Source organism: Coprococcus sp. AM11-30B (genome assembly GCF_027674365.1).
Lineage (GTDB): Bacteria > Bacillota > Clostridia > Lachnospirales > Lachnospiraceae > Allocoprococcus > Allocoprococcus comes.
In genome coordinates, this window is record NZ_JAQDVB010000006.1 from 121127 (window position 1) to 138225 (window position 17099).

At 35.4% G+C, this 17099-nt stretch carries 18 protein-coding genes; 16 read left to right on the top strand and 2 right to left on the bottom strand.

Annotated elements, in window-relative coordinates:
- The first annotated feature begins 15 nt into the window (after window positions 1-15).
- From PGU50_RS05475 to PGU50_RS05545, 15 genes are all read left to right on the top strand, one after another.
- On the top strand, window positions 16-1707 hold the full coding sequence (locus PGU50_RS05475; RefSeq protein WP_270246356.1) for a serine/threonine protein kinase: 1692 nt from the start codon (window positions 16-18) through the stop codon (window positions 1705-1707).
- Window positions 1708-1717: 10 nt separating this feature from the next.
- Window positions 1718-2224, top strand: a complete 507-nt coding sequence (locus PGU50_RS05480) for a GIY-YIG nuclease family protein (RefSeq protein ID WP_181988447.1) — start codon at window positions 1718-1720, stop codon at window positions 2222-2224.
- A complete protein-coding gene (locus PGU50_RS05485; RefSeq protein ID WP_270246357.1) occupies window positions 2224-2541 on the top strand; it encodes a hypothetical protein in 318 nt (105 codons plus the stop codon). Before PGU50_RS05480 ends, PGU50_RS05485 begins: the two co-directional genes overlap by 1 nt.
- A gap of 64 nt (window positions 2542-2605) precedes the next feature.
- On the top strand, window positions 2606-3226 hold the full coding sequence (locus tag PGU50_RS05490; RefSeq protein ID WP_118174705.1) for a Sak single strand annealing protein: 621 nt from the start codon (window positions 2606-2608) through the stop codon (window positions 3224-3226).
- Window positions 3227-3244: 18 nt separating this feature from the next.
- The gene (locus PGU50_RS05495) at window positions 3245-3688 is read left to right on the top strand and encodes a single-stranded DNA-binding protein (RefSeq protein ID WP_118174707.1); all 444 of its coding nucleotides are present in this window, start codon (window positions 3245-3247) and stop codon (window positions 3686-3688) included.
- A 14-nt stretch (window positions 3689-3702) separates the two neighbouring features.
- Complete coding sequence (locus PGU50_RS05500; RefSeq protein ID WP_118174709.1) at window positions 3703-4323, top strand: hydrolase; 621 nt, start codon at window positions 3703-3705, stop codon at window positions 4321-4323.
- A gap of 54 nt (window positions 4324-4377) precedes the next feature.
- Entirely contained in the window at window positions 4378-4917 is a 540-nt protein-coding gene (locus tag PGU50_RS05505) for a hypothetical protein (protein ID WP_270246360.1), read from the top strand.
- On the top strand, window positions 4910-6253 hold the full coding sequence (locus PGU50_RS05510) for a DnaB-like helicase C-terminal domain-containing protein (RefSeq protein ID WP_270246361.1): 1344 nt from the start codon (window positions 4910-4912) through the stop codon (window positions 6251-6253). The genes PGU50_RS05505 and PGU50_RS05510 overlap by 8 nt, the downstream gene beginning before the upstream one ends.
- 11 nt (window positions 6254-6264) lie before the next feature.
- The gene (locus tag PGU50_RS05515; protein WP_270246362.1) at window positions 6265-7275 is read left to right on the top strand and encodes a CHC2 zinc finger domain-containing protein; all 1011 of its coding nucleotides are present in this window, start codon (window positions 6265-6267) and stop codon (window positions 7273-7275) included.
- An 8-nt stretch (window positions 7276-7283) separates the two neighbouring features.
- On the top strand, window positions 7284-8072 hold the full coding sequence (locus tag PGU50_RS05520) for a RecB family exonuclease (protein ID WP_270246363.1): 789 nt from the start codon (window positions 7284-7286) through the stop codon (window positions 8070-8072).
- A 9-nt stretch (window positions 8073-8081) separates the two neighbouring features.
- Window positions 8082-11444 carry a PHP domain-containing protein gene (locus PGU50_RS05525; RefSeq protein ID WP_270246364.1) on the top strand — a complete coding sequence of 1121 codons (3363 nt, stop codon included), beginning with the start codon at window positions 8082-8084 and terminating at the stop codon, window positions 11442-11444.
- 2 nt (window positions 11445-11446) lie between these two features.
- The gene (locus PGU50_RS05530) at window positions 11447-11983 is read left to right on the top strand and encodes an ERCC4 domain-containing protein (RefSeq protein WP_118174721.1); all 537 of its coding nucleotides are present in this window, start codon (window positions 11447-11449) and stop codon (window positions 11981-11983) included.
- 58 nt (window positions 11984-12041) lie between these two features.
- Complete coding sequence (gene ligA, locus PGU50_RS05535; protein ID WP_270246366.1) at window positions 12042-14024, top strand: NAD-dependent DNA ligase LigA; 1983 nt, start codon at window positions 12042-12044, stop codon at window positions 14022-14024.
- 12 nt (window positions 14025-14036) lie between these two features.
- Window positions 14037-14456 carry a macro domain-containing protein gene (locus PGU50_RS05540; RefSeq protein WP_118174725.1) on the top strand — a complete coding sequence of 140 codons (420 nt, stop codon included), beginning with the start codon at window positions 14037-14039 and terminating at the stop codon, window positions 14454-14456.
- 9 nt (window positions 14457-14465) lie between these two features.
- Entirely contained in the window at window positions 14466-15359 is an 894-nt protein-coding gene (locus tag PGU50_RS05545) for a WGR domain-containing protein (RefSeq protein ID WP_270246367.1), read from the top strand.
- A 13-nt stretch (window positions 15360-15372) separates the two neighbouring features.
- Here the strand turns inward: PGU50_RS05545 and PGU50_RS05550 are convergent, their stop codons facing one another.
- Together PGU50_RS05550 and PGU50_RS05555 are read right to left on the bottom strand one after the other, a co-directional pair.
- Window positions 15373-15519, bottom strand: coding sequence for a hypothetical protein (locus tag PGU50_RS05550; RefSeq protein ID WP_181988448.1), 147 nt, complete (start codon window positions 15517-15519; stop codon window positions 15373-15375).
- A 12-nt stretch (window positions 15520-15531) separates the two neighbouring features.
- On the bottom strand, window positions 15532-16050 hold the full coding sequence (locus PGU50_RS05555) for a hypothetical protein (RefSeq protein WP_270246368.1): 519 nt from the start codon (window positions 16048-16050) through the stop codon (window positions 15532-15534).
- Window positions 16051-16164: 114 nt separating this feature from the next.
- Between PGU50_RS05555 and PGU50_RS05560 the strand changes: the two genes are divergently transcribed.
- Complete coding sequence (locus tag PGU50_RS05560) at window positions 16165-17085, top strand: phosphoadenosine phosphosulfate reductase family protein (protein WP_270246370.1); 921 nt, start codon at window positions 16165-16167, stop codon at window positions 17083-17085.
- Window positions 17086-17099 lie beyond the last annotated feature (14 nt).

Sequence of the window (17099 nt, forward strand, 5' to 3'; positions counted from 1 at the left end):
AAAGCCGATAGAGAAATGATTTTAAAAAGTAACATAACAAGATTGCCGGTATTAGCCGAAGGTGGAGAAGGAATTATATATGAATATGGAGATAAGCTGATAAAGGCTTATAAACCCCATGTGAATATGCCAACCAAAGAGAAAAAGATTAAACTCTTAATGGCAAAGAATTTACCGGCAGAAGTCATTTCTCCGATTGATATTGTCTATGACAGCCGGAATAAATTTATCGGTTACATCATGGATAAAGTAGACGGAGAAGAATTCAAAAAATTGTCAAATAAAAAATTCGTGAAAGCGAATGGAATTACAAAGAAAGAGATTCTTGCCATGCTTGACAGATTGTTTGATGTTTTGGCTGATTTGCATAAGCAGGGTATATACATTGGCGATTTGAACGATCAGAACATTTTGTTTGATAAGCACTATAATATTTCTATCATTGACTGTGATAGTTGGTCAATTGATTCTGAGAAATGTGATGTTGCTATGGATTTATTCAAAGATCCGTTACTGGTTTCAAATAACTTTGACCAGAAAACAGATACATATGCATTCAGTGTATTGAGTTGGAAATCTCTGACACGAATTCATCCGTTTGGTGGGACAATGCAGCCGGATATGAATATTATGGAACGTATGAAGAAAGGTATATCCGTGATAGATAATCCGGCGGTAAAGATTCCGAAAACAATCGGATCATGGGCTGGTCTATCGCCAGAACTTATCAGTGCGCTTAAAGCAGTTTTCGAGAATAAAAGCCGTGAACTTCACGGTGAAATTCATGAGCTAAGTTGTCATCTGAAATACTGTGATACAGATAGGGATTATTACTATGATAAATACAATGTCTGCCCAGTATGTGATAACTCTGCAAGGATCAATAGAAAGCCAATAAATCAGGGCGTACAGTCTGGATTACAGCTTGTAGAACTGTTGGTCAAATCAAGCATTAAAGCGGTTGTCGATGAGAATATGTACATTGATACCGATGATAATGTTGTAGATATCAAGAGTGGCAAGAAATATAAGCACAAAAACTTGATAAAATATCATTTTCATTCAGATGGATATTTGATTGAGGACGATAATAATACGATTATCATTCACAGCGAAAAAGATTATGAGCTTGATAAAAAGTTCAAATCAAGAGTAGTTGTTAATGGGAATAAGATGTATTACATTTCAAAGCAGAACGCCTTGACAGAAGTGACTATTACGAAGAATGGGAATAGCTTTAGAAATCTTTGTAAATGCAGCGATAGTTGTTATTTTGAAGTAAGCAATGGAAAGTATTTCGTTGTCAACTATTATCAGAGCAAAATAATCTTTGATATCAACGGCATAAACCACATTTATAAATATGACGGAAGGATTACAAATTATGGTATTCACTATGATGTTGCCACTGATAAGTGGTTAGTAGTCTTGGAAAATGAAACTGGAAGTTTCTTAACTCTTGTATTTAAAGGAAATGATATTCAATATGAATGTAATGAAATTAAGTATGAGTGTTCGCTTGGAAACATGTGTATGAGTAATAACACAATCTTTTTCCCGATTGATGGAAAAATAAGAGGTTTTGCTTATGCAAAAGATATGTTTAAAGATTTTCAGTGTGGTGTTGTAAATTATGATAGCAAATTGATTAAGAGTGGCAAAAAATTCATTATCGTCAACGATGAAAATATATATGCTCTATCATAGGGATCTTGTATTGCCGACAGAAAAATATTATGTGTATATCCACAGAAATCCTTTAACACACAAAATATTTTATGTTGGTTCTGCAAAAGGAAACCCATTGAGAGCATATGAATTTGGAAAACATAGAAATCAATCTTGGAAGAATGAGGTAATATCATTTGGAGGGACATGCAATATCATAGTTGAAATAGTACAGTATTGTGAAGATCCAATCCAGGCGCAAGAGGCTGAGTTTCAACTGATTTATAAATTGAAAAAATGTGGTGAAGCATATTGTTGTAATGAAGGAGATACGTCTTTTAAGAGAAAATATCCAAAATTACAGTACCATTTATTCATCGGAAGTACACATATAAAATTCACAAGAAAAATGGAATTATTTTCGTATTGTAAGAAAGAGTATGGTCTTAGTAGAAATATAGTGAATCTTCTGATTGAAAACGATGGTGAATACAACGGTTCACACCAACAGGCGTGTGGGCTGAAAATCATAAGAGAAGGAAAGGAACATCAATAATGGAAGAATTATTGTTAAGATTATTAAAGGAGTCACCAGAGAGCTTTGTAGGGCTTGTTCATGGATATATTGAAAAATATAAACCGGCAGTCTATGAAGTTGGTAAAGAAATTGTAAACGTAGCAAGAGACTATGCAAATAACACAGAGATTTGTGAAATTGCTGCAACTAAAAAGAAAAACCAGTTTGATGCATATGTTAAAGTCGGTTTTACAGAAGAACAGGCAACTGCATTCATTCTGAGTGATAATCTGCAGCTTGTTAAGAACATGGAAAAATTAAGTTCAAATTCTTCTGCAAAAGTTAATGCAAAGTAGTTGACAAATTTGGAAATCGTGGTACTATAAACAAGCAATAATAAATGAGGAAAGGAATAAAGAAATGGACGAAAAGAATTATTTCCAGGAATTGTACGATGTGGATGTTCGCGAGAAGACAAAACAGAAAAACGGTCTGAACTACCTGTCATGGGCTGCAGCTTGGGCAGAAGTAAAAAAGAAATTCCCAGATGCAACATTCAAAATCTATGAACAGACAATGGATGACAAGGGGAACACAAGACCGTGGTTTGATGACGGACGTACTGGTTGGGTTAAGACTGGTGTAACGATCAATGGCATGGAATTGATTGAAGAACTTCCTATTATGGATTTTCGCAATAAATCTATTCCAGCAGATTCTATTACATCAACGGATGCTAATAAATCTATTCAAAGATCACTCACAAAAGCGTGTGCCCGTCACGGATTGGGATTATATATCTACGAGGGAGAGGATCTTCCTGAAGAAGAAAAGAAGAAAGAAGCAAAAAAACAGGCTGAAAAATCAGAACTTGATAAAGTAAACCTTGAATGTTTTAATCTTGCAAAAGAGAAATCCAAGACTCATAACGATGCAGTGACAGAACTTTGTAAAAAATATGTAGCTAATGGAAACCCGAAGAGAATCACAAATATTGATGATTCCAAAGCACTGTTAGAAGAGTTAAAAGCACTTAAATAAAAAAGGAGATATTACAGAATGAATAATGTAAATTTAGTAGGTCGTTTAGCAAGAGATCCAGAGGTTCGTTATTCCCAGGGCGGTAACGCAACATGTGTAGCAAGATATACACTTGCCGTATCACGCCCATTTAAAAACGGAGAAGGTAAGCAGGAAGCAGATTTTATTTCTTGTGTTGCATTCGGTAAAGCCGGAGAGTTTGCAGAAAAGTATCTTACAAAAGGAATGATGATCGGTGTTACTGGTAGAATTCAGACAGGAAGCTACGATGATAAAGACGGTAAAAAAGTCTATACAACAGATGTAATCGTGGCAACTCAGGAGTTCTGTGAGAAAAAAGGAAGTACAGATAATGGGAATTCTTCTGCTGCACCTAAATCAAACAATAATAAAGGAAAGAAAACGGATGACGGTTTCATGAACATTCCAGACGATGTGGATGACGAACTTCCATTTAACTAAGCCGGAGGATATAAATGAGCGAAAATAAAGACAGGTTTGTTAGTCTTGTACGCTCAATAAACAGAGAAGGGATAAACGAATTAGTGGAATTCTTGGAAAAATCTGACTTTTACACAGCACCAGCAAGTACAAGATTCCACTGTTCAATCCCAGAAGGGTTATTGATACATAGTTTGAATGTGTATGACATGTTCGAGCAAAAACGCAAGACAGAACCATATAAAACAGTTTTAGGCAATATTTCAGATGATTCCAGCAAAATAATCACTCTTTTCCATGATATTTGCAAGACATATATGTATGAAACTGATTATAAGAACAAGAAGATTTACAGTGAAACAGGATCTAAGAAGGACGAAAAAGGTAGATTCGATTGGCAAGCGGTAGAGTTTTACAAAGTAAATGATCTTGTTCCTTATGGTCACGGCGAAAAGAGCGTCATGATGCTTGAAGAGTTTATAAAATTACAACCGATTGAAAGATATGCTATCCGATGGCATATGGGGTTCACAGAGCCTAAAGAAAACTGGAACACTCTTGGTTCAGCGATTGAAAAATATCCAGTGATTTTAGCTCTCCATGAATCTGATCTGGAAGCCACATATCTCTTAGAAAAAGATATGAAGTCAGAATAACAACAGAGGGAGGGCAATAGCTTTCCCTCTTTTATTATAGAAAGGAACTTGAAAATGAAACATTATAAATGCGGATTTTCCCACTGCGCACATGCTGATGGAAAAGTGCCAGAAAATGAAGCTGTGAAAATTGGCACACGTTACTGGCATAAAGATTGTTATGAGATATCTGAAACAATCAAGGATATCAGAGAAACTTATCTGGATAAGATTAGCAGCTCTGTGGTTGTCAGTGCCTTAAACAAGATAATCAATAATATTGTTTTTGGCAAGAAACTGGAAAATAAAAAACTCACAAAAGCACAGTCAAATTTGGAAGCAGCAAGATATCTGCAGTTCTGTATTGACTATGCATTGGAGCATAAAATTCCAATCACACATGCGCCGGGATTATATTATCTGATTGATAACGTAAGAGTTAAAAAAGCATACGAGAAAAAGAATGAATTGGAAATGCAAAAAGAAATGAAAAAGCAAATGGATGTTGGTATCGAATCAAATCCAGTTGATACAACGGTTAAGCCAACTACTAATTTTTCTGCTGGTGGCGGTAACTTTGGATTTGGAAACATTCTGGGAGGCATGAATGAATAACGAGTTAGAAAAACTGTCTGATACACAAGCGGAAGCCGGGATTATTGCCACATTGGTTTATCATCCAGATTTCATTTTACATTCTGATGTTCTAAAGGCAGGGTATTTCTATCATAAGGATAATGGTTGTTTATACTGGGCAATTGATGAGCTTATCAAGGCTGGTGTAGATAATATTGATGCATTCAACATTTCAAATATGTTACAGTCAAACAATGCTGTTAAGAAGACACTTGAAAGCGTCAATATGCCAGATATGGACGAATTCATTGAACTTTGTAGCGATGCTGCCCGTCATACAATTGCAGAATATCAGCTCTTAGTTATCAGTGTTGTAACCCTTGCATTCAAAAGAGATTTATATAAATTACTTAACAAACTACAAAAACAGACTCTTACACAAGAACTTGATCTAAACCAGCTTAACAAAATAGTATACGACAGTTTGGAAGATTTAACTGGAAGGTATATGTTTGATAGTGATTTTCAGATGTTCGGTGAAAAAGTGCCTGGACTCTGGAAAGAAGTTTGTGAGCGAAGAAATAATGATGGAACTATTGGAGTACCATCAAAATTTCCACATCTTGCAAGATATTTTTCATACGAAAGTGGAGAGCTTGTTATGGTTTCTGGTCGTATGAAAATGGGTAAGAGTGCATTTATGCTCAATGAAGCGATGGACAAGATCCAGAGAGGAATCCCGACTATTTATTTCGACACTGAAATGAATGATAGGCTTTTCTATCTTCGTATGTTGGCTAATTTAACTGGAATAGATCAGAAGAAAATAAAGAGCGGAAATCTTTTGCCGGAAGAACAGAAGATTATTGACGATACAAATGAATGGCTCAAAAAACAGCCATTTGTACATGAGTTTATTCCAAACGCTACAAATGAGGAATTGTTTAATAAGTGCCGAATGATGAAATACAAAATGGGATTACAGTTTGTAATCTATGATTATTTCAAGAGTGCAGAAACAGACAGTAGTAATCAGTATAATGACTTAGGTGCAAAATGTGATTTTTTAAAAAACAGAATCGCCGGAGAACTGGATGTCGCTGTTTTGGCTGGTGCGCAGCTCAACCGTGAAGATAGGGTTGCTGATTCTGATAAATTGGAAAGATATGCCAGCGTGAGTGCAAAATGGAGAAAGAAAACAGCCGATGAAATGGCTAATGATGGAAAAGAATGCGGAAATTATGCATTCCATATTGCTCTTAACAGACTTGGCGAAGGAATGTTTGAGGACGAATATATAGACTTCAAATTTTCAGGGGCACAAATGAGGATTGAAGAAGCAAAACAACATGAGGAACAGCAAGTTCCATATTAGGAGCGAAACACATGAAAGAATACAGCGATGACCTGATCGAAGAAATAAAAGAGAATATTGACATCGTTGATTTCATCGGAGAGTATGTTGACCTTACAAGAAAAGGGAAGGAATATTTTGGGAAATGCCCATTACACGATGAAAGAACTGGTTCGTTCAGTGTTACACCAAGTAAAAATATGTATTACTGCTTTGGTTGCAAAAAGGGTGGAGATGTAATTACTTTCTGCCAGGAACATTTGAATATGTCATATGAGCGTGCTGTTTCATATTTGTGTGGGGTTGCTGGATTGAGTGATGAAAAGACAGAGATATCAACTACAGTTAGGTATCTCAAAAAAGCAGCCAGAAAAAAGAAAAAGCAACAACTGCCGGTAACACATCCAATTCTGGACGAAAAAATCTTAAATGATTTTGAACACCGGCGAATAACAAAATGGATTGAAGAGGGAATACCACAAAGCATCATGGAAAAATATGGTGTTCGGTATGATAAAAGAGCCAATCGTATTGTATATCCTGTATATGATAATGACGGAAATTTGATAAATGTAAAGGGGAGAACTCTTTACGATGGTTATAAAGACTTTGATCCACCGATTCCAAAATACATGAATTATTATCCTGTGGGCGATTTAGATTACCTTCAAGGATTTTGTTTTAAGAAAGATATCATACAGCAGTACAAAGAAATTATTATTTTTGAATCACTGAAATCTGTTATGAAACTCGATAGTTATGGTCAACCCAATTCAGTTTCATCAGAAACCAGTGAGCTTACAATTTTTCAGGTAAAGACGATTATTGGTCTACATTGCGATGTGGTAATTGCTTTTGATAATGACGTTTCACTTGAAAAAATATTAGAGAAAGAGACAATTCAGTTACTTATGAGATTTGTGAATGTATATGTTGTGATTGACAAAAATGGATTACTAGGGAAAGTGAGTGATAAAAATTCGCCCGTAGATAAAGGGAAAGACATTTGGGATCGCCTATATCAAACCAAAATAAAGTTATGAGGTAAATAATGTCAGAATATAACTTTTTGATAGATAACATGATTTGGTCTTTTAGTAGACTGAATTCATTTTGCATCTGCAAATATGAATGGTATTTGCAGTATATAGAAGAGGCAGAAGGAACAAACAACTTCTATGCGGAGTTTGGAAAGTTCTGTCATAAGATTCTTGAAATGTATGCAAAAGGTGAGCTTGGCTTATTTGAACTGTCTGACTACTTTGTTGAACACTATGATGAAGAAGTAAAAGAGTTCGTATACCACAAAACCGCAGACATCAGAGAGAATTACAAACAGAAAGCAATTGAATATTTCGATAACATTGATATTGATTTCAGTAAGTATGAGATTCTTGGTATCGAAAAGAAATGTGATTTTGAAATCAATGGGTATAAATTCACTGGATATATCGACTTACTTTTAAGAGAGAAAGATACAGGAAAAATTGTTCTCATTGACCATAAATCGTCAAAATATCCCTATGGGAAGAAAGGAAAGTTACTGAAATCCGAAAAGGATAAATTTCAGCAGTACAAAAGGCAGCTATATCTTTATTCAATACAGGTATTCAATGAGTACGGTGTATTCCCAGACCGTATAGGTTGGAATTACTTTGGAGATAGAAAGTGGGATTTTCTTGATTTCAACAAAGAAGATTATGAAGAAGCTAAGAAATGGGCGATAGATACCCTGGAAGAAGTCAGAAATACAAGTGAATTTCCACCGACTGTAGATTTCTATTACTGCCACAATCTGTGTAAATTCAGAAATTCATATTGCGAATATAAGAATTACTAGGAGGTAGGTATGGACAATTATGTAGTGTATCATCTCCATAGTGATTTATCAAATGGAGTAACCAATGTAGATAGCGTTACAAAGTTTGGTGAATACATAGAGGCAGCAAAAAAATTGGGAATGAAAGCTATGGCTTTTAGCGAACACGGCAATATCTTTGAGTGGTTTCACAAAAAAGAAGCCATTGAAAATGCCGGAATGAAATATATTCATGCGGTGGAAGCCTATATAACAGAAGACAATAACTCTGACCACAAACGAACAGTATATAGTGCCATTGATTTGTTCACTTCGAGTACGGCTAAGAAAGATGTGAGAATATCTTTTGAAAATTATTACAAAAGAGAAGATGGCATGTATTTGGCAAAATGCATAGATGATGATAAGACATATCCGATAGATCCAGAAAGTATCAGAGAAGAAAAAGTTGTAAAGACGAGGGACAACTATCACTGTGTTTTAATCGCAAAAAATCATGCTGGTGTTAGAGAAATCAATAGATTGACTTCACAATCATTTTGCAGAACAGACAGTCATTTTTATTACATGCCGAGAATATATCTTGACGATCTATTGAATACCTCTGATAACGTGATAGTTACGTCTGCTTGTCTTGGTGGTATCTTATCGAAAGGTGCAGATGAAGTAAAAGAGAGATTTTTGGATTTCTGTATAAAAAATAAGCATAGGTGCTACTTGGAAATTCAGCACCATAATGTTGAAGACCAAAAAAACTATAATAAAGAATTATATGCATTAAGCAGGGAGTACGGTATTCCGTTAATTGCTGGAACAGACACACATGCATTGAACGATACACATATGGAAGGTAGAAAGATTCTACAGCTCAGTAAGGGTGTTCATTTTGCAGAAGAAGACGCATGGGATTTAACATTTAAGTCTTTTGAAATGTTGTGTGAAGCATATAAGAGGCAAGATTCATTGCCGGAAGAAGTGTGGATGGAAGCCATTATGAATACAAACAGAATGGCAGATTGTGTTGAAACATTTGAGTTGGATAGGAATACAAAATATCCGAAAATATACGATCATCCACTCCAAACTTATAAGCAAAAAATCAATCAGGCATATAAGGTACATCCATATATCCGTAAGAGGTATAAGTCGGAAGAAATCAATCCAATCATAAGAGATGAGGTTGATGTATACGAAAAAACTAAATCCATTGACTTTATGTTGCTGCAGACCTATTTGAGAGAATGGGAAACAAAATATGATATCTTTTGTGGATATGGTCGTGGATCTGTATCTGGAAGCGAAGTTGCATACATACTTGGAATCACTCAAATGGACAGTAAAAAATTCGGATTGAACTTCTTCCGTTTTATGAATCCAAGCCGTGTTACAAATGCTGATATTGATACAGATTATTCTTCCAGAGATAGAGATATTATTAAGGAATTCATTCTGAGGGATCACATGGATCTTCCGAACATTCGAGCGAGTGAGATTATCACGTTCAACACGATTGCATTGAAAGGGGCAATTAAGGACGTAGGACGAGCATTGAGAATGTCTATCGTAGAAACGTCTGCAATATCAGAGGCGGTATATCTGGAAGATGGCAAATGGATTATTGACGATGTATTCCGTGAACGATATCCAGATCTATTCAAATATGTAGATATCGTAAGTGGAACAATCGTTTCTATCGGATCACATCCGTCTGGCGTTTTGGTAAGTGATTTGAACATTGATGAAGAAGTCGGAATGTGTAGTTTGTCAACATCTGACTATCCAGTGTCCGTATTAAATATGAAGGAACTGGATGCACTTATGTATGTCAAGCTGGATATTCTGGGACTTGATAATATTGGTGTAATCAATGAAACATGTAAACTTGCCGGAATTGAACGAATGACACCAGATAATGTTGATTTGGACGATGAAGATGTATGGAGAGATATTAGGGAAGATACGACCTTGATATTCCAGTGGGAGTCAGCTTCAGCTCAGGCATATCTTAAAAGATTCATGTCGGACGAAACTATTGCAATTGCGAAAAGTAATAACAAAGACTTTTCCTATATTAAATGGTTTTCATTTGGAAATGGTCTGCTTAGACCAGGATGTGCAAGTTTCCGTGATGACGTTGCGGAAGGTCATGTGTTGGTTACTGGATTCAAAGAGTTGGATGATTTCTTATCAACAACTTCCGGGCGAATCACCATGCAGGAAGATATCATGAAATTCTTGGTAAACTTCTGTGGCTATTCGGATGCAGAGTCAGATACAGTCCGGCGAGGAATTGCAAAGAAATATGGAACTGAAAAATTCATTGATGAAATACATGACAGATTTATAAGCTATTCCAATGAAACATACGGTGCGCCAAAAGAGCAGCTTGAAGAAATTTTCCCACCAATTAAACAGGGTATTCTTGATGCAACACGATACGCTTTCTCATGGAATCATTCAGACGCTTATTCATGCGTTGGATATATATGCGGATATTTGCGGTATTATTACCCATTGGAATTCTTGACAGCAGCGTTGAATACATTCGAGGGTAAAGAAGAAAAGACACTAAATATCACCAATTATACTAAGAAAAAAGGTATAAAGGTCGAGGGTGTTAAATTCCGGCATTCCACAAGTGAGTACACATTTAATAAGGAAGAAAATGTGATTTATAAGGGAATTGCTTCTATAAAATATCTCAACTCAAAAGTAGCCGATGCTTTTCAGTCTATAAAAGATATGAAATTTCAGGACTTTATTCATTTGTTGGCTGTTGTAAAAGAAAAATCGTTGCCGGTCAATTCAAAGCAGATGAAAATTCTGATACAACTAAACTTCTTTGAAGAATTTGGAGAAGTAAAATATCTGTTGAAACAGTATGATTACTTTGATTTGCTATACGGTAAAAAACAGATGAAAAAGGATAAAGCTAATTCGCTTGGTATTCCGTATGAAATTATCAAACGTAATTCCGAAAAGGAAAGTGAAAAAACATTTACGAAAGTAAATATGATGGGTGTTTTACATGATTATATAAATGTAATGCCATATGATAGGACAACATTCGTTGATCGTGTGGGATATCAGCTTGAGAACTTAGGATATATCGACATCGTGGATAATCAGTATAAAGGATATGTAGTCGTTCTGGAAACTGAAACTAAGTATACTCCAAAAGTCAAGGTATATGCATTGGCAAATGGAAACACGCTGACAGTTAAAGTTGCCAAAAAGGACTTTAACAGAAATCCGCTGCAAAAAGGTGACATTGTACATATCACCAACCAAAAGAAAAAAGCAAGGATGAAAATGTCGGCAGAAGGAAAGTTTGTGCCAGTTGAAGGTGAATTTGATTGGTGGGCTACAAAATATGAAATGGTAGGTAAGTAAAAATGATGTTAGGAAAGTATAAGTATACTGAAGCCGAAGAAAAAGAGCTTCTATCATCAATTGTCATTCTGGTTGATACGAAAGAAAAGGTCAACAACCATATCACTGACTACTTCGATGCTCACGGTATTCCGTATAAGAAGAAAGCATTGCAGAATGGCGATTACAGTTTTTACGTTCCAAAAAATGAGAAGTTATCAATTATGAGAGATACCTATTTCAATGATGAAATATTCATTGAGAGAAAGGCGAATCTTGAAGAGTTGTCTGCAAATCTCTCAGCCGAAAGAGCTAGATTTGAAAAAGAAATGGCAACGGCAAAAGCGAAGAAGAAGTATTTGCTTATTGAAAATGCAGGATATGAAGATGTGGTAAATGGAAATTATGACACTCAGTACAATAAGAAAAGTTATCTTGGAAGTATTCATAGTTTTAACCACAAATATGATCTTCAGATCGTTTTCATGAAGGAACGTGCATACACTCCAATTTATATTTATGGGGTTATGCAGTATTATTTGAGAGGTCAAATTAGATAGTACAAAAAACAAACAATAATAAAGTGGGTGCGTAAAGTGCCCACTTATAGGAGGAAAAATGTCAAGACAAGATGATTTAAAAGAGATACGAGAACTAACCATTAAATTGAATCAATGGTGTTATGAGTATTATGCACTCTCAAAACCGTCTGTTTCTAATGATGTGTTCGATCAAAATTTTGACCGGCTCAAATATTTAGAAGATAAAACAGGGTTCTTTTTCTCTGGTAGTCCAGTAAGAACCGTTGGATTCAGAGTAAGTTCGGAACTTCCTAAAATTAAACACAGTTCTCCATTGTTGAGCCTTGATAAGACGAAAGATAGAAAGGTTGCAATGGATTTTACCAAAAATCGGGAAGCACTTCTTATGTATAAGCTGGATGGATTAACAATTTGCCTGGAATATGAAGATGGTAAATTGGTGAGAGCAGCAACAAGAGGAAACGGCGAAGAAGGAAGCATTATTACCGATAATGCAAAAACGTTTGTAAATGTGCCACTTCAAATAGAATATGAAGGGTACTTAAAAGTTACCGGCGAAGGAATCATTCATAGAGATGATTTTGAAGCCATAAATGCTCAGATTCCTAATGCGGATGACAGATATAAGACACCACGAAATTTGGCAAGTGGATCAGTGCAACAACTTGATTCAGGTGTTTGTGCAAAGAGAAAAGTATATTTTTATGCGTTCAATGTTCTTGAAGGATTAGAAGAAATCAATTCTCTGAATGGTAGATTGACACGGATTAAAGAGTTTGGTTTCGATGTGTGCAAATACAGAATGTTCAACCCAAAAGATATTGAATTTGAAACATTTGACTTTATGATGGATAGCATGGTAATGGAAGCTCAAAAAGAGAACATACCCATTGATGGTCTTGTTGTTATGTATGACGATATTGAGTATGGAAAGAAACAGGGCAGAACAGGACACCATTATAGAAATGGTATCGCATTCAAATTTAAGGAAGAAGAGGAAGAGAGTGTAATCCATAGCATTGATTGGCAAGTTGGAAGAACGGGAAAGATTACGCCGGTTGCAGTTTTCGATACAGTTATTCTTGATGGTACAGACGTTAGTAGAGCATCATTACACAATCTCAGTATCATTAAAGAACTTGGAATTAAAAATGGTGCAAAAGTAACTATTGTCAAGAAGAATGAAATCATACCGCAAATAATAAAAGCCACTGGTGGAACAGAAGATTTTGAAGTGCCAAAAGTATGCCCTATTTGTGGAGGTACTACAACTCAGTGTTCAGATGGTGGAAGCGTATCATTATATTGCAGAAATATTGATTGTGCAGCACAAAATATTAGAAAGATTGCTTATTTTGCATCAAAAGAATGTATGAACATAGATGGTCTTTCTGAAAAAACGGTAGAAAAATTCATTGATGCCGGGATTATCAAGAATATTTTAGATATCTACAAACTGGAAAACCACCATGATGAAATCGTTGGTTTTGAAGGTATGGGAGAAAAATCATTTGCAAAATTACTTTCTGCCATTGAGAAGAGTAAAAATGTGAAATTGGAAAATTTCATTGCCGGACTTGGAATACAGAATATCGCATTAAGCAAAGCAAAGATTATTAGCAGACGGTTTGACGGTGACTGGGATTTATTTGAAAATGCGTTGAAATCAAGATTTGATTTTACAGAATTGGAGTCATTTGGAACAGAAGTAAATAAGTGTATCTATGAGTTTTTCGATAATGTATTTTTAAAGAACGATATGTATTCCGAGTTGGTATCGTATATGCATTTTGTAAAAGAAGAGAAAAATTCCGATGTCTTTGCCGGAAATATCTTTGTAATTACTGGTAGCCTTAATATCTTCTCAAACAGAAAAGAGCTACAAGAAAAGATCGAATCACTTGGAGGAAAGGTAGCTGGTGGAGTTTCAAAGAAAACAACGTGTTTAATCAATAATGATATTCAAAGTTCTTCGAGTAAGAATCGTGATGCTAAAAAGAATAATGTGCCGATTATTACAGAAGAAGAATTTTTAAATATGATAAACAGACAAAAATAAAGGAGAAACAATATGAAGATTGCAGAGTTAGAAATCAACATTATGGCAGTACCACAGGGATATTACTTAGCACAAGGAATTTCCAGAGATCTCAATTTTAAGGTTGGTCTTCCGGCAGCATTTGAGAAGACATACAATCTGAAAGAAAAGTTGACTGATAAGTACGATGAGATTGAGTGTGGAGAAACATATCTTATTGATAATGTTTATTCTCTGGTTGTAAAAGATAGCAGCTATGACAGCCCGGATAGAGATCTTCTTATGGAAGCACTGGTTAATCTGAGAGATCAGATGGAAGAAAACAAGGTTACAAAACTTGCCATTCCACGACTTTGTTGTGGTAGAGGTGGTCTTGACTGGGACGATGTGAAAGCAATGATTGGATTTGTTTTCGGAGATGCGGATATTCAGATTCTTGTTTGTGTGCAATAGGAGGTAACTATGGAAGAGAAATCACCAGTTTACCTTGTTATGGTAACAACAAACAATAATAATAAATATTATCGCATGATTCCACATGGTGATACTTTCGAGGCTGAATATGGTCGTGTTGGTGCAAGCTGCCAGCACGCCTCCTATTCAATGTCACAGTGGAATAAGAAGTACAATGAGAAAATTAAAAAAGGATATGTGGATCAGACACATCTTGTACAGGATTTGATTCAGAAAGAAAAACCAAAAGGAAAAGACGGTTATAAAGAAATTGAAAATAAAGTAATTGCAGAAATCGTTCAAAGACTTCAAGATATGGCTCATCAGAAAATCCAGGCGAACTATAAGGTTTCATCTCAGCAAGTAACACAAGCTATGGTGGACGAAGCACAGAAGGTAATTGATAGGCTCATGCAGCGAGAAGAAGTAGAGGACTTCAATAATACTTTGTTAGAGTTGTTTAGTGTAATTCCACGAAAAATGGGAAATGTCAATGATTATCTTTCCAGAAGCAAAGAAGATTTCGCACGCATTCTCAAAGATGAACAGGATCTACTTGATGTAATGAGAGGTCAGGTTGTTACACATACAGTACAGGATGAGCCAGACACCGATGATGTGGAAGAGAAGCAAGAAACCATTATTGAAGCAATGGGGCTTGAATTTGAGGAAGTAACAGAAGACGATGTGCGAATGATTAAGAGTCTGCTTGGAGATTGTCGAGATAAATTCTATAGAGCATGGCGTGTCAAGAATATTAAGACACAAAAACGATTTGATGAGTTTGTCAACAAAGAACATATTTTATTTATATTTTTCAAAGTAATCATGCATCGCATTGTCTGTATTTTTACCAGCCACAACACAAGAATACAAACCTACAACTACCGCTACACCAATTAAAGCCAATCCTATTTTAATCATTTGCTTTACCTTCTTTCTTTTCAGCTTCTAACTCTGCAATATGTTTGAGAATTTCATCACGCTTTTTGCAGCCGAGTCCACTATAATATGATCTACAGTTATTTGTGTGTTCGCATTCTCTACAATTTTTTACTACCATAATCATTTCTCCTTATCTCAGTTCAACTAAATATTTGATTGTACACTGGTCTTCTTTATATACGATAATTTCATCATTTCTCAACATACTACCAGCATGAGCATGTAAGCAATTCGCACCTGGGCATGTCTTCTGTAATCGTTCATAATTAAAATCATAATATTTACTGTCAAAAGAATGTACATCATATGGCTTTCCATATGCCACATCCATAAGTGCCATAAATGCCGAATTTGAATTTCCTCTCGCCCAGTATGATCCGCTCAAAGATGTATAACCTAACGATTTTCTTGCTTTTGGGGCATAGTAAATACCAAATCCAAACATCTTCCCTGTAATAACCGCATTTGTCGGACGTAAAACAAGACCAGTATTGATGATTGACCACCAGTTCTCATTTCTACTTCCATGCCATAACAGCTTAGTTTTTGAAATATGTTTTTTATTGTGTTGAGAAATATTCCCACTTTTAGTTGATATATTGCCGCTATTTGGGCATAATTCCCCATTTTCAATAGTATTCTCTGCCATAATATAATCTATTCCTCCACTATTTAAACGTATTTGCATGAATTTATCTTAGAACCGCCGATATTTAGCTGATTTGTGGTATAAGATAAAAAACATATTCACACAGAAAGTAGTTTGAAATTACTTCAAGCACTTCCGTTGGATTTGAAGATTGCGAAGACTCAGAATAGAATCAGAGAGTGGTATAACTATTATGGTGGAGAAGTATATGTAAGTTTTTCTGGTGGAAAAGACAGTACAGTATTATTGGATATTGTAAGAGGATTATACCCAGATATAGATGCGGTATATGTAGACACTGGACTTGAATATCCAGAATTGAGAGATTTTGTGAAAACGATTGATAATGTCACATGGTTAAAACCAAAAAAGAATTTCAAGAGTGTTATTCAAGAATATGGATATCCAATCGTCAGTAAAGAAGTGGCAAATAAGGTTCATGGTGCAAAACCTGGAAATACAAGGTGGCAGCAACTTCATGGTACATACATTGATAATAATACCGGCAAGTTATCTACGCATTATAATTATAAGAAATGGGAGTATTTGCTTGATGCTGACTTCAAGATATCAGATCAGTGTTGTGCAGTTATGAAAAAACGCCCATCGCTACAATACGAGAAGCAAACTGGTAAGAAACCAATTTTGGGACTCATGGCAGCAGAAAGTCAAAAGAGAAAAACAGATTATATGAAAACTGGTTGCAATGCTTTTGAGAAAGAGCGTCCACAAAGTCAACCTATGGGATTTTGGACTGAACAAGATGTTTTGCAATATCTGTATGAAAAGAAAATTCCGTATGCATCAGTTTATGGTGATATAGTATTGGAAGATGGAAAATATCGCACGACTGGATGTAACAGAACCGGCTGTATTTTTTGTGGCTTTGGCTGCCATCTCGAAAAAGAACCAAACAGATTCCAGATGTTGAAACAGACACACCCGAAATTATGGGAGTATTGTATGAAACCGATTGAATCTGGTGGATTGGGAATGAGAAATGTAATGGAATATATCAATGTTCCTATAGAATAAACAAACTAAAATAA

Coding starts and splice junctions, on each gene's coding strand:
- PGU50_RS05485 (WP_270246357.1), top strand. CDS start 2,224: ATGGAAGAATTATTGTTAAGATTATTAAAGGAGTCACCAGAGAGCTTT.
- PGU50_RS05500 (WP_118174709.1), top strand. CDS start 3,703: ATGAGCGAAAATAAAGACAGGTTTGTTAGTCTTGTACGCTCAATAAAC.
- PGU50_RS05540 (WP_118174725.1), top strand. CDS start 14,037: ATGAAGATTGCAGAGTTAGAAATCAACATTATGGCAGTACCACAGGGA.
- PGU50_RS05520 (WP_270246363.1), top strand. CDS start 7,284: ATGTCAGAATATAACTTTTTGATAGATAACATGATTTGGTCTTTTAGT.
- PGU50_RS05545 (WP_270246367.1), top strand. CDS start 14,466: ATGGAAGAGAAATCACCAGTTTACCTTGTTATGGTAACAACAAACAAT.
- PGU50_RS05490 (WP_118174705.1), top strand. CDS start 2,606: ATGGACGAAAAGAATTATTTCCAGGAATTGTACGATGTGGATGTTCGC.
- PGU50_RS05495 (WP_118174707.1), top strand. CDS start 3,245: ATGAATAATGTAAATTTAGTAGGTCGTTTAGCAAGAGATCCAGAGGTT.
- PGU50_RS05525 (WP_270246364.1), top strand. CDS start 8,082: ATGGACAATTATGTAGTGTATCATCTCCATAGTGATTTATCAAATGGA.
- PGU50_RS05530 (WP_118174721.1), top strand. CDS start 11,447: ATGATGTTAGGAAAGTATAAGTATACTGAAGCCGAAGAAAAAGAGCTT.
- PGU50_RS05510 (WP_270246361.1), top strand. CDS start 4,910: ATGAATAACGAGTTAGAAAAACTGTCTGATACACAAGCGGAAGCCGGG.
- ligA (WP_270246366.1), top strand. CDS start 12,042: ATGTCAAGACAAGATGATTTAAAAGAGATACGAGAACTAACCATTAAA.
- PGU50_RS05550 (WP_181988448.1), bottom strand. CDS start 15,519: ATGGTAGTAAAAAATTGTAGAGAATGCGAACACACAAATAACTGTAGA.
- PGU50_RS05515 (WP_270246362.1), top strand. CDS start 6,265: ATGAAAGAATACAGCGATGACCTGATCGAAGAAATAAAAGAGAATATT.
- PGU50_RS05475 (WP_270246356.1), top strand. CDS start 16: ATGATTTTAAAAAGTAACATAACAAGATTGCCGGTATTAGCCGAAGGT.
- PGU50_RS05505 (WP_270246360.1), top strand. CDS start 4,378: ATGAAACATTATAAATGCGGATTTTCCCACTGCGCACATGCTGATGGA.
- PGU50_RS05555 (WP_270246368.1), bottom strand. CDS start 16,050: ATGGCAGAGAATACTATTGAAAATGGGGAATTATGCCCAAATAGCGGC.